General features: G+C 75.1%; 12 protein-coding genes. 3 read left to right on the top strand and 9 right to left on the bottom strand.

The features are described 5' to 3' along the window. Positions 1-13: 13 nt before the first annotated feature. The 6 genes from ABZ354_RS16805 to ABZ354_RS16780 all read right to left on the bottom strand — a co-directional run bounded on the left by ABZ354_RS16805 (position 14) and on the right by ABZ354_RS16780 (position 7,536). Positions 14-526 carry an immunity 21 family protein gene (locus ABZ354_RS16805; protein WP_358657327.1) on the bottom strand — a complete coding sequence of 171 codons (513 nt, stop codon included), beginning with the start codon at positions 524-526 and terminating at the stop codon, positions 14-16. A 437-nt stretch (positions 527-963) separates the two neighbouring features. Further along, a complete protein-coding gene (locus ABZ354_RS16800; RefSeq protein ID WP_358657325.1) occupies positions 964-3,960 on the bottom strand; it encodes an SMC family ATPase in 2,997 nt (998 codons plus the stop codon). Next, positions 3,957-5,120 (bottom strand): exonuclease SbcCD subunit D, encoded by a 1,164-nt coding sequence (locus ABZ354_RS16795; RefSeq protein ID WP_358657323.1) that lies wholly within the window; start codon positions 5,118-5,120, stop codon positions 3,957-3,959. Before ABZ354_RS16795 ends, ABZ354_RS16800 begins: the two co-directional genes overlap by 4 nt. 115 nt (positions 5,121-5,235) lie before the next feature. Then, entirely contained in the window at positions 5,236-5,874 is a 639-nt protein-coding gene (locus ABZ354_RS16790; RefSeq protein WP_358657321.1) for a YigZ family protein, read from the bottom strand. A 109-nt stretch (positions 5,875-5,983) separates the two neighbouring features. After that, positions 5,984-6,526 (bottom strand): histidine phosphatase family protein, encoded by a 543-nt coding sequence (locus ABZ354_RS16785; protein ID WP_358657319.1) that lies wholly within the window; start codon positions 6,524-6,526, stop codon positions 5,984-5,986. Continuing rightward, positions 6,523-7,536 (bottom strand): hypothetical protein, encoded by a 1,014-nt coding sequence (locus tag ABZ354_RS16780; protein ID WP_358657317.1) that lies wholly within the window; start codon positions 7,534-7,536, stop codon positions 6,523-6,525. The genes ABZ354_RS16785 and ABZ354_RS16780 overlap by 4 nt, the downstream gene beginning before the upstream one ends. A gap of 261 nt (positions 7,537-7,797) precedes the next feature. On the opposite strand from ABZ354_RS16780, the gene ABZ354_RS16775 reads away from it, so the two are divergent. Together ABZ354_RS16775 and ABZ354_RS16770 are read left to right on the top strand one after the other, a co-directional pair. Next, complete coding sequence (locus ABZ354_RS16775; RefSeq protein ID WP_358657315.1) at positions 7,798-8,205, top strand: CoA-binding protein; 408 nt, start codon at positions 7,798-7,800, stop codon at positions 8,203-8,205. 120 nt (positions 8,206-8,325) lie between these two features. Beyond that, positions 8,326-9,588, top strand: coding sequence for a 4-hydroxybenzoate 3-monooxygenase (locus tag ABZ354_RS16770; protein ID WP_358657313.1), 1,263 nt, complete (start codon positions 8,326-8,328; stop codon positions 9,586-9,588). On the opposite strand, the gene ABZ354_RS16765 is transcribed toward ABZ354_RS16770, so the two are convergent. After that, positions 9,563-9,922, bottom strand: coding sequence for a metalloregulator ArsR/SmtB family transcription factor (locus ABZ354_RS16765; RefSeq protein ID WP_358657312.1), 360 nt, complete (start codon positions 9,920-9,922; stop codon positions 9,563-9,565). The genes ABZ354_RS16770 and ABZ354_RS16765 overlap by 26 nt on opposite strands. 211 nt (positions 9,923-10,133) lie before the next feature. Here ABZ354_RS16765 and ABZ354_RS16760 point away from each other — a divergent pair, with 211 nt between their 5' ends. Continuing rightward, complete coding sequence (locus tag ABZ354_RS16760) at positions 10,134-11,111, top strand: cation diffusion facilitator family transporter (RefSeq protein WP_358657492.1); 978 nt, start codon at positions 10,134-10,136, stop codon at positions 11,109-11,111. A gap of 51 nt (positions 11,112-11,162) precedes the next feature. On the opposite strand, the gene ABZ354_RS16755 is transcribed toward ABZ354_RS16760, so the two are convergent. Continuing rightward, complete coding sequence (locus tag ABZ354_RS16755; protein WP_358657310.1) at positions 11,163-11,726, bottom strand: YbaK/EbsC family protein; 564 nt, start codon at positions 11,724-11,726, stop codon at positions 11,163-11,165. 43 nt (positions 11,727-11,769) lie between these two features. Further along, entirely contained in the window at positions 11,770-12,342 is a 573-nt protein-coding gene (locus tag ABZ354_RS16750; protein WP_358657308.1) for an XRE family transcriptional regulator, read from the bottom strand. Between the last annotated feature and the right edge of the window lie 59 nt (positions 12,343-12,401).

The raw sequence follows: 12,401 nt of genomic DNA, 5'->3' as shown, positions 1-12,401 counted from the left end.
TGTCAGCCGCCCTCTAGGCGAGCCGCCGCAGTTGGACGAGGCCCAGCCAGGTCTCGGGGCCCGGCTGTACCCGGGCCGCGCGGACTGCGTAGCGCCCGGGGGCGAGGGCGATGCGGACCTGGCCGGCGCCCGGGTCGGCATTGCCGGGCCGGGCCGCGTCGAACAACCGCACCGGGCCGGGCACGTTCCACCGCACCTCCGGCGACCACTCCGCCACCTGAAGGGCCGCGGGCACGCCGGCCAGCAGCTCCGCCTCGGAGTCGGCGGCGGACCAGCGGACGAAGACGCCCTGGTCGGGCAGGAAGGCGGTCGAGGCGGGTTCCTCGCCGAAGACCAGGGCCACGCCGTCGCCGACGGGCAGCAGCCCCACCTGGCCGTCGACCTCGCAGGCCCGGTCGTAGTCCGACGCGGTCTCCTCGCCGTCGGCCCCCGTCCAGAACGGCAGCACTGTCTCCGGCACCGCCACCAGGGGCCCGCCGCCCGAATCGACCCATTGCACCGTGCCCGGCTCCGCGTAACGCACCATGCGCAAAACCTACATGCACATGCCCACCCGCAACCGTCTGCCGTCGGCCAACTCCCCTGTCGTACAACGCAGTCGGCGCCACGGGTGCGGTGCGGGGCCTGACCGGGTGACAGCGGACCGGCCGTACGGCTCACACGGCTCTGCCGGGTCTCGTACGGGAAGCCCCGCGCACCCAGCGGTCGAAGCCGCGGGGCATCTCCCGGACGCGACGGCCGGGAACGGCGGGCGCGAAAGGTGGGAACGGCGGGAACGAAGGGCGGGAACGAAGGGCGGGAACGAAGGGCGGGAACGGCGAGCGCGAAGGCCGGGAACGGCGAGCGCGGAAAAGCCGAGAATGCTCGGGAAAGCAGCTCTGACCAGCACTCGCGCGGGCGGCGGCGTCACACGGAGATGCGGAGGCGCAGAGATGCAGAGGCGCAGAGGCGCGGAGGCGCAGGTCAGCGCGCTCCGCTCTGGCGCAGCACCGAACCGGTCCGGTCCTTGACGACCTCCAACTGGGCGTGGATGCGCCGCCTGAGGTCGGCGACGTGGCTGACGATGCCGACGCTGCGGTCCCGTTCGCGCAGGGAATCGAGGACGTCGAGGACTTCGTCGAGGGTCTGGTCGTCGAGGCTGCCGAAGCCCTCGTCGATGAAGAGGGTGTCCAGGCGCACCCCGCCCGCTTCGTCGGTGACGACGTCCGCGAGGCCGAGGGCGAGCGCGAGGGACGCGAAGAACGTCTCGCCGCCGGACAGCGTCGCCGTGTCCCGCTCCCGTCCCGTCCAGGCGTCCACGACGTGCAGCCCGAGCCCACTGCGGCCGCGGCCGGTGCGGTCGTCGGAGTGGACGAGGGTGTAGCGGCCGGACGACATGCGCTGCAGGCGTGCGGTCGCGGCGGCGGCGACCTGCTCCAGCCTGGCCGCGAGCACGTACGACTCCAGGCGCATCTTCCGCTCGTTGTCCGCGGACGTCCCGGCGGCCAGGCCGGCCATGCGGGCGATGCGGTCGTGCTCCTCGCGCAGCGGCCCGAGGCGCCGGACGGAAGCCGCGGCGTGGGCGGAGAGCCGGTCGAGTTCGGCGCAGCGGCGGGCTGCGGCGTCCCGCGCGGAGACCGCGTCACGCAGCCGGCGGTCCGCCTCGGCCAGGCCGTGTTCGGCGGCGGTGACGTCGGCGGGCGGGGCCTGCGCGGCGACCGCGGTGTCGGCCTCGGCGAGGACCGCGCGCACCGTGGCCTCCTCCGCGTGCCAGGCGTCGAGCCGGTGCTGGAGTTCGCGGTGGGCGGTGTCGCCGAGCAGGGCCACGGCGGCGGCCTGCGGGGTGTCGAAGCCGGCGCGGAACGCGGCGTCGGCGAGCCGGGAGTCGGCCGCCTTGAGGCGCTGGGCGGTGTCCTGGGCGGTGCGGGCGCGGTCGGCGGCGTCGGTGAGCAGCGCGACCTGTCGTTCCAGCTGGGAGGCGCGGGCGGCGACACTGTCCAGGGCGCCGCGCGCCCGCGCGAGCTCCTCCTCCAGACCGGCCTTCTCACGGTCGAGGCGCTCGCGGTGTCCGACGCGGGAGGCGGCGCGGACGGCGGCCTCCTGCCGGACGGCGACGCGCCGCTCCCGCTCGTGCTCGGCCCGGCGCAGTTCCTCCTGCGCGGCGTGCAGCCCGGAGGCGGCCTCGCGCGTCTGCGCGTACTCCCGCTCCAGTTGCTCCGCCTCGGCGGCCAGGCGCCCGGCCGGCGCGTCACCGGCCTCGGCGGTCGCGGCGGCCAGCGCCTCCCGTACGGCGCCGAGGCGGCGCTCGTCCTCCATGCGCCGCTCCTCGGCCCGCTGGTGGGCGGCGAGGGCGCGTTCCTCCGCGTCCCGGTCGACGTGGCCCGCGAACTTGCGGGCGGGGGCGGGGTGTTCCGGGCTTCCGCAGACGGCGCAGGGTTCGCCTTCGCTGAGGCTCGCGGCGAGTTCGGCGGCGATGCCGGTCAGTCGCTGTTCCTTGAGGTCGAGCCAGTGCGCGCGGGCCCCGACGGCGTGTTCGGCCGAGGCGAGGGCCTGCCGCTGCGCCTCGTCGCAGTCGAGGGCGAGCCGGTCGCGCTGCCGGGCCGCGGTCAGCCGCCGCCGGGCCGGTTCGCGCTGCACGGCGAGCTGTTCGGCACGGGTCGCGGCCTGCTGGGCGGCGTCCACGCCGTTCTGCAGCCCGGTGCGGAGCGTGTCCCATTCGGCCAGCCAGGCCTCCGCCTCCTCCCGTACGTCCTCGTCGGCGCGCTCCTGCCGGTCCAGGTCGGCGCGCTCGGCGACGAGCCGGGCCAGCCGCTGTTCGGCGCGGCGTGCCGCGTCCAGTCCGCCCAGTTCCTCGGCGGCCCGGCGGGCGGCGGCGGCCAGCCCGGCGGCGCCGGCGTCGGCGAGGTGGTCCGGCAGCGGCGTACGCGCGCGTAGCTCCTCGGCCGCGGCGCGCCGGTGTTCGGCGTCGGCGGACTCCCTGAGGTCCAGGGCGGGCGCCACCGCCTCGGCCTTGCGGCTGCGCTCCATGCGCTGCTGTGCCTGCCGGTGGGCGTCGGCACGCTCCTGCAGCCGCCGGGCCCGCTCCCGCGCCTCCCCGAACCTGTGCTGCAGCCGCGCCAGTTCGCGTACGTCGCGCAGTGCGCGGTCGGCCACGGCGCGGGCGGATTCGGCGGCTGCGAGGCGGCTGTGGGCGGCGGTGAGCTGTTCGCGGGCGGTGCTGCGGGCGACGGCGGCGGCGGTGAGGACGGCGTCGGCGAGGCCGGGGTCCCCCGGTGCCAGTGCGGGGAGCTCCATGGCGTCGCCCGCGGCCTGCTGCATGCGGTGGGCGTCGGCGAGCAGTTCGGCGTCGCCGTCGCGCACCCGGGTCTCGGTGGCGCGGCGGCGCTCGGCGAGGCGCTTTTCCACCTCGGCGAACCGGCGCGTGTCGAAGAGACGACCGAGCAGCTTGCCGCGGGCCTCGGCGTCGGCGCGCAGGAACCGCGCGAAGTCGCCCTGGGGCAGCAGCACGACCTGGCAGAACTGCTCCCGGCTCATGCCGAGCAGCTGGGTGATCTCCTCGCCGATCTCCTGGTGGGAGCGGCTGAGGTCCTTCCAGGCGCCGGCCCGCGCGTCGTACTCGCGCAGCCACGTCCCGGCCTTGTCGAGGGTGGTGCCCGAGCCGCGCTTCTTGGGGCGTTCCCAGGGCGGCTGCCGGGTGATCTCCAGGCGGCGTCCGGCGACGGTCAGGTCGAGGGTGACCTCGCTGCGGGTGGCCGGGGCCGCGTGGTCGCTGCGCAGGTTCATGCCCTGTCCGCCGCTCTGCCGGGTCCCGGGCACCGAGCCGTACAGGGCGTAGCAGACGGCGTCGAGGACGGACGTCTTGCCCGCGCCGGTGGGACCGTGCAGCAGGAACAGACCGGCTGCCGACAGCGCGTCGAAGTCGACGCTCTGGGTCCCGCCGAACGGCCCGAACGCCGTGATGTCCAGCCGGTGCAGCCTCACCGCGCCACCTCCCGCACCGCGTCGTCCGCGCGTGCCGCGTCGAGTGCGTCCCGCAGGACGGCCCGCTCGTGCGCGTCGGGGGCCGCGCCCCGCACGTGGGCGACGAAGTCCTCGGCGATCTCCTGGTCGTCGCGGCCCTCAAGGCGGCGGGCGTAGGACACGTCGGGGTCGTCGGGTCGGCGTTCGGGGTCGAAGACGAGGCTGAGGGTGTGCGGGAAGCGCTCGGCGAGCCGGGCCATGGGCTCGGGCGGGCGGACCGCGTCCGTCACGGTGGCCTCGACCCACGCCTCCTCGTGCCGGGCGAGCCCGGGGTCGGCGAGCAGCTCCTCCAGGGTGCCCCGGATGCGGGCCAGCGGGCGCGGCACCGGGCAGTCGACGCGCTCGCCGGTGCGGGTCCCGTCGGCGGCGAGATCGACGAGCCACATGCTCTTGCGGTGGTCGGCCTCGGAGAAGGAGTAGGGCAGGGGGGAGCCGGAGTAGCGGACGCGGTCGGTGATGGTCTGGCAGCCGTGCAGGTGCCCGAGCGCCACGTAGTCGACGCCGTCGAAGACGCGCGCGGGCACGGCCGCGACGCCGCCGACGGTGATGTCCCGCTCGCTGTCGCTGCCCCGGCCGCCGGTGACGAAGGCGTGGGCGAGGACGACGGAGCGGGTGCCGGGCGCGCGTGCGGCGAGGTCGGCGCGGACGCGGTCCATGGCGGCGGCGAGCACGGCCTCGTGGCCCGCCCTGTCGACGCCGAACTCGTCCTTCACCAGAGCGGGTTCGAGGTAGGGCAGCCCGTAGAACGCGACGTCGCCGTGGGCGTCGGGCAGCAGCACGGGGGTGCCGCAGGCGGCCGGTTCGGTCCGCAGGTGGATGCCGGCGCGTCCGATGAGTCCGGCGCCGACACCGAGCCGTCGGCCCGAGTCGTGGTTGCCGGAGATCATCACCGTGGGCACGCCGAGGGCGGCGAGGCGGTGCAGAGCGTCGTCGAACAGCTCGACGGCGGCGAGCGGCGGCACCGCGCGGTCGTACACGTCCCCCGACACGACCACCACGTCGACCTCGCGCTCCCGCGCGGTCGTGACGAGGTGACCGATGAACTCGGCCTGGGCCCCGAGCATGTTCACCCGGTGGAACGCCCGGCCGAGATGCCAGTCGGAAGTGTGCAGCAGTCGCATGATCCAGAGACTAACGGCCGGGTCTGACAGTGGGGTGATCAGTCCCGTATCACCCGTCAGGGCACAGCCCGTTAGGGATGTCGGGGACTGTTCACCGGTCCGCGCGCCCGCCCGGTCAGGCGTTGTCGTGGGCGTCCCCGTAGGCCTCTCCGCCCAGTTCGCACCGTGCCGTGCCGGCGGTCACGTCGGCGAGCCAGGACTCGAACGCGGTCACGTCCTCGTCCGGCAGTCCGATCTCGATCGTGACCGCCTCGCCGTAGCGCACGTCGCGCACCTGGCGTCCGGTGGAGCGCAGCTCGTTGTGGAGCTTGCCCGCGCGCTGGTGGTCGACCGTGACGGTGGCGAGCCGGAAACGCCGCCGGGTGATCGTGCCGAGCGCGTCGAGTGCCTCGCCGACGGCGCCGCCGTACGCGCGGATCAGTCCGCCCGCGCCCAGCTTGACCCCGCCGAAGTAGCGGGTGACGACGGCGACGACGTACCGCATGTCGCGGCGCAGCAGCATCTGGAGCATCGGGACGCCCGCGGTGCCGCCGGGTTCGCCGTCGTCGCTCGCCTTCTGGATCGCGGCGCCGGCTCCGATGACGTACGCCCAGCAGTTGTGGCTCGCGTCGGCGTGCTCCCCGCGGACCGCGGCGACGAACTCCTGCGCCTCCTGCTCGGTGGCCGCCGGGGCGAGCGCGCACAGGAAGCGGGAGCGGTTGACCTCGGTCTCGTGCACGCCCGCGTGGGCCACTGTGCGGTACTCGTCCGGCATCCGGTCAGCCTAATTGGTGGTCAGGGGCGTTCCGGAGGGGCGCCTCGCCCGGGCGCGGGGCCGGGCCGCCGCGGGGGCAGGGACGGGCCGCGCCCGGCGGCCGCGGCGGCTACCGCTTCCTGCCGCGCGGCACCATCACCGAGGTCAGGACGGCGGTGCCGGGTGCCAGATCCCGCCAGCCGGTGCCGTGCCGGGCGAGGACGGCGACGGCGGATGTCGGGAACTTCGTCCTGACCTGCCGCAGGGTGTCGCCGAGCCCGTCCCCGGCGAGTTCCAGGACGAGGTCCTCCAGGCCCGGGTTGTGTCCGACGAGCAGCAGGGTCGCGACCCGCGCGGGTACCGCCTGCACGACGGCGAGCAGGTCGTCGGCGCCGGCGGCGTACAGCCGCGGGTCGTGACGCACCGGCGGCGGCGTGCCCCACTGCCCGGCGACCAGGTCCCAGGTCTGCCGGGCGCGGACGGCGGTGGAGCACAGGGCGAGGTCCGGAAGCAGGTCGGCCTCGGCGAGGGCGTGTCCGGCGGCGGGGGCGTCGCGTCGCCCGCGCGGGGCGAGCGGGCGGGCGTGGTCGGGGATGCCCTCCGGCCGGGCGGACTTGGCGTGCCGGAGGACGACGAGGCGGCGCAGCGGGCCCGCGCCGGAACGCTCGATCACGCCGGGCCGCCCAGGTCACGGGCGAGGCCGACGCCGAGAATCCGGTCGGCGTGCACGTACGTCTCGAACCGGGCGCCGTCCGGCAGCTCCGGGTCGCCCTCCACGTCCCGCAGGACGTGGAGCATTCCGGGCACGTCCAGGTCGTCCTCCCAGGCGGCACGCACGCGTGCGCGCACGTCGTCCGGGACGGGCCGCGAGGGCAGGCGCGCCCAGTCGGCGACCGCGCGCCGCCAGCGGGCGAGCGTGTCGCGGGCGTCGCGCAACGCGGCGGGGTCGAGACGGCAGGGTGCGCTACGGGGATGCATGAGCAGCGCGAGGCGCAGGGCGGCGGGGTCGGGCTCCTTGGCCGTCGGGTCAGCGGCCTCCGCCGCACCGGACACCGCTCCCCCACCGGACGCGGCCACCGCGTCGGCCCTCGCCCTCGCCCTCACGCTCGACGCCACCTCCACACCGCAGGCCGCGCCCACGCCGGGCGCCGCCTCCGCGTCGAGCGTCCCCTCCGCGCCGGACGCCGCCTGCTCGACGGGCGCCACAGCGATGCGGATGCCGTCGCTGTTCGGGCCGGCCCCGGCCGTGGAACTGCCCGCGACCGCCACACCGGTCACCACCGCCGGATCGCCGTCCGCCCCCGGGCCGCCCTCGCCCTCGGTCGCCCGACCGGCCCGGGCCGCCCCGGGCTTTTCCGCCATCCGGCTTCCCTCCGCGACCACGTGAATAACCCGGGTCTCGCCGAGCCCCCTCGCGTCGGCGTCCGTGCCGTGCTCGAAAGGCCGGATGCCGAGGGCGGCGGCCGCGGCGCACAGCTCGGCCCGGTCACGCTCACCGGACAGCAGCGCCCAGACAGGTGTGCCGCCGAGTTCCAGGGCGCGCACGAGGGTGTCCGCGACGAGCAGCACGCGCAGGTTCGTGGGGTCGAACCCCGAGGTGTGTGCCTCGACCCGGGTCAGAACGCGGCGGGGCCGGGCGGCGTCGACGAGCTCGCCGCTACGGGCGTCGGTGATGCGCAGCACGAGGCGAGCGTAGGCGCCCCGAGGGCGGAACGCAGTCCGGCGGACCCCACCTCCGCGCACATCCCGCCCGTCCTCTGCCCCTCCTCCGTCCGGCTTCGCCCGTTCGCCGCCCGCCCCGTCCTCACCCCGTCCTCGGGCGCCTTCGGCACGGTGGGCCGGCGTCCCGGGTCCGTCGTCGTGATCTCCGGGGAATCTTCCGGCACCCCTGCCCGTTCCCCGGATGACAGGAGAAGCGCGCGGCTCAGCCCGAGGAGGCCGACGGTGTACGGCGACGACGCAACGGTTCGCAGGATCCTCACCGACCTGGGCGACACCTGGGCGGTGGTGGGTTTGTCGAACAACCGCTCCCGTGCCGCATACGGCGTCGCGGAGGTGCTGCGGCGCTTCGGCAAGCGAGTCGTGCCCGTCCATCCGAAGGCGGAGCCGGTCCACGGCGAGCAGGGTTACGCGTCCTTGCAGGACATTCCCTTCGACGTGGACGTGGTCGACGTGTTCGTGAACGGCGACCTGGCGGGCGCGGTCGCCGACGAGGCGGTGGCGAAGGGCGCCAAGGCCGTCTGGTTCCAGCTCGACGTGATCGACGAGGCGGCGTACGCGCGGACCCGCGAGGCCGGTGTGGACATGGTCATGGACCGCTGCCCGGCGATCGAGATACCCCGCCTGGGCTGAGCACCGCCCGCCCGGAAGCACCCCCGCCGCACATCACGGTCCAGCGGTCGCCCCCCCTCGGACACGCAGCCCGGGCCGCCTCCCGCACCCCGCGGACAGCCCGGCGCTCATAATGGGCCCGTGACCCGCACCCCTCGCCCGGCCGACGCCGACTCCCCTTGTCCCGCACGGTTTCCGGTCGTTGTCGTGGGCGCCGGTCCGGCCGGCCTGACGCTCGGGAACATCCTGCGGGCTGCCTCCGTGGACTGCCTGGTCCTGGAGACCGGTACGCGGAAGTTCATCGAGCAGCGGCCCCGGGCGGGGTTCATCGAGGAGTGGGCGGTCCGCGGCCTCGAACGACGCGGACTGGCCGGGCGGTTGCTGGAGCACGCGCCGACGCACACCGAGTGCGAGTTCCGGGTCGGCGGAGCCCGGCAGCGGTTCCGGTACACCGAGCTGACCGGCATGCGGCACTTCGTCTATCCCCAGCCGCTGCTGGTGACGGACCTGGTGCGCGAGTACGCCGACGTGCGCGGCGGGGCCGTGCGCTTCGGCGTCCGGGACGTGACGCTGCACGACACCGACACCGACCACCCCTCGGTGTCGTACGTCTGCCCCGAGAGCGGTGAACGGCAGGTCGTGCACTGCGACGTCGTGGCCGGCTGCGACGGGGCGCGGGGCGTGACCCGCACCGTGCCGCCCCCGGGGCGCACGGCTCGGCACGACTACGGCATCGGCTGGCTGGCCCTGCTCGCCGAGGCACCGCCGTCCTCGGACTCCGTGGTCTTCGGCATCAACGAACGCGGTTTCGCCGCCCACATGGCGCGCAGCCCCCAGGTCACCCGCTACTACCTCGAATGCCCGCCCGGCGACGACCCGGAGAACTGGCCCCACGACCGCGTCTGGTCCGAGCTGCGCCACCGGCTCGCGGCGACCGGGGCACCGCCGCTCACCGAGGGGCGGCTGCTCGAGAGACGCGTGCTCGACATGCACAACTACGTGGTGCAGCCCATGACGAGCGGCCGCCTGTTCCTCGCGGGCGACGCGGCCCATCTCACCGCGCCCATCGCCGCGAAGGGCATGAACCTCGCCCTGCACGACGCCTTCCTGCTCGGTGACGCACTGGTCGCGTGGCTCACCGGGGGCGACGACCACGGCCTGCGCGGCTACTCCGAGGCGAGCCTGCGACTGGTGTGGCAGTACCAGGAGTTCTCGCTGTGGCTGTCCGACGTCTTCCACGGGGCGTCGTCCGGCGATCCGTTCCGCGCGGGCACCACGCTCGCCCGGCTGCGCCGCCTCCTCGACTCCCCCACCGCGGCGGCGGCGTTCGCCGAGCTGTACATCGGCAAGCACACCGCCCACGGGCACCTCACCCCCTTCAGTCGTGCGGGGGCCGGTCGCTGAGCCGGTGGTCCGCCACGTTCAGCGCCTCCTCCAGCAGGCGGCGCAGATGGCCGTCCCGCAGGCTGTAGACGACGCGTCGCCCCTCCTTGCGTGTCGTGACCAGCCCCGCGAGCCGCAGCCTCGCCAGATGCTGGCTGACCGCCGGGCGCGCCGTGCCGCACGCCTCGGTGAGTGTCGTGACATCGGCTTCTCCCCCGGTCAGCGCGTGCAGCAGGGTGAGGCGGGTGCGGTCGCCGAGCAGGGCGAGGAGCTCCGCGGCGAGCGCGAACTGTTCCTCGCCCGGACTGCGCGGGTGCGCATCATGCGCAGATGACAGGTGCATGCGTGCGCTCATACGCACATAATGGCGCCGTGGGCGGCCCTCGTCCACCCGCGCACATCGGAAGGGGCGACCCGTGAGCGACCGCCACCACCCAGAGTCAGGCCCCCCGCACGCACCCGACCACCTGCGCGCACCCGACCACGCCCACACCCACGACCACACGCACGGCCGTGAGCACCAGGAGTTCCAGGAGCATCAGCACCCCCATCCCTCCCCGAGCGGCCTGCGCCGTCTGACGCACCTGCTCACCCCCCACTCGCACGAGAGCGCCGGCAAGCTGGACTCCGCCCTGGAGACCTCGGCCCGCGGCATGCGCGCCCTGTGGGTGTCGCTCGCCGTGCTCGGCGTGACCGCGCTCGCGCAGGCGGTCGTGGTGGCCGTCTCCGGTTCGGTGGCGCTGCTCGGCGACACGGTGCACAACGCGGCGGACGCGCTGACGGCCCTGCCGCTGGCCGTCGCGTTCGTGCTGGGGCGGCGTGCGGCCAATCGCCGCTTCACGTACGGCTACGGGCGGGCGGAGGATCTCGCGGGCCTCGCGATCGTGCTGACGATCGCGGCCTCGGCGGTGTTCGCCGGGTGGACGGCCGTGGACCGGCTGCTGGACCCGCGTCCGGTCGAGCACGTACCGGCGGTGGCGGTGGCGGCGCTCGCCGGTTTCGCGGGCAACGAGTGGGTGGCCCGGTACCGGATGCGGGTCGGGCGGGCGATCGGCTCGGCCGCGCTGGTCGCGGACGGCCTGCACGCCCGTACCGACGCTTTCACCTCACTGGCCGTGCTGCTGGGCGCGGGCGGCTCCGCCCTGGGCCTGCGACTCGCCGACCCGGTCGTCGGACTGGCGATCACGGCCGCGATCGTCCTGGTGCTGCGGGACGCGGCGCGCGAGGTGTTCCGGCGGGTGATGGACGCCGTGGACCCGGCGCTGGTGGACCGCGCCGAGCACGCGCTGGCCGGAGTCCCAGGGGTCCGCGGGGTGGGTGAGCTGCGACTGCGCTGGATCGGGCACCGGCTGCGCGCGGAGGTCGCGGTCGTGGTCCGCGGGGACGTGTCCGTACGGGAGGCGCACCGCATCGCCGTCGCCGCCGAGCACGCCCTGCTGCACGCGGTCCCCCGTCTCACGGCCGCACTGGTGCACGCCGACCCGGAGCCGCTGCCCGGCGAGGCGGACCCGCACCTGCCGCTCGCCCACCACGCGACGGCGTAACCGCGCTCCGCGCCACCTCCCGCAGGCCGCCCGGCGAGGCATCACCGCGGCTCAGGCCAGGGGGACTCCCAGCCCCTCCAGCACCACGGCCCCCGGCAGTTCCGCGAACGCCTTGCCCGGGACCAGCAGTTTGCCACGCCGTCGTCCACTGCCGACCAGCACGTACGGCAGGTCGACGACCGCCGGGTCGACCAGCAGCGGCCAGGCCCCCGGCAGACCGAGCGGCGTGATGCCGCCGTACTCCATGCCGGTCTCCCCGGTCGCCGTGTCCATGGCGGCGAAGGACGCCTTGCGCGCGCCCAGCCGGCGACGCACGGCGCCGTTGACGTCGACCCGCGCGGTGGACAGGACGACGCACGCGGCGAGCGTGGTGTCGCCGCCCCGCTTGCCCGCGACGACCACGCAGTTCGCGGACCGCTGGAGCAGTTCCCGGCCGTAGTGCTCCACGAAGACGTCGGTGTCGGCCCACCGCGGGTCGGTGTCGACGTAGACGATCTCGTCGGCCGGGACGCTGCCGCGCCAGTCGCGTACGGCGTCGGCGACCGGGCGGGTCAGCTCGTCGAGGCAGTCGGGGGCGGGCCGGGCGTGGTCGAAGTGTCCGATCGGAGCGCGCATGGGCGCAGATTACCGCCGGGCGCACAGCGTCCGAGGGGGCGTCTCAGCGGACCGGCGGCACCGACACGGCGAGCACCATGGCGGTCGGTACGTCGCCCCGGTTGCCGTAGGTGTGCGGGGTGTCGGCCTCGAAGGTGGCGCTCCCGCCGGCCGGTACGAGGTGGTCGGCGCCGTCGACGGTGAGGGTGAGCTCGCCGGCGGTGACGTGGACGATCTCGACGCTGCCGGTCGGGTGCGGGTCGGAGGCGCTGCTGTCGCCGGGCATCAGCTGCCAGTCCCACATCTCCAGCGGGCCGGGCGCCTCCGTTCCGGCGAGCAGGCGGCTGTAACTGCCCGCCGCGGTGTGCCACAGCCGCATGGCCTGGTCCGCGGGGACGATGCGGACCTTCGGCCCCTGCTCGTAGTCGAGGAGGGTGGTGATGCTGATGCCGAGCGCGTCGCCGATCTTGACGACGGTGCCGAGGCTCGGGTTGGTGCGGGCCTGCTCGATCTGGATGAGCATGCCGCGGCTGACGCCGGCGCGGGCGGCGAGCACGTCGAGGGTGAAGCCGCGCTCGGTGCGCCAGCGCCTGACGTTGCGCGCGAGGGACTGGGTCAGCAGGTCGAGGTCCGACACGTTCCATCCACACTTCTGGACAATATTCTGCATGTCATGGTGCAGCACAATGAACTATT

Origin of the sequence: Streptomyces sp. NPDC005925 (genome assembly GCF_040638805.1) — a bacterium.
Taxonomy (GTDB): Bacteria; Actinomycetota; Actinomycetes; order Streptomycetales; family Streptomycetaceae; genus Streptomyces.
Note: the sequence above shows the minus strand (reverse complement) of the source record. Positions and strands in the feature narration are given on the sequence as shown.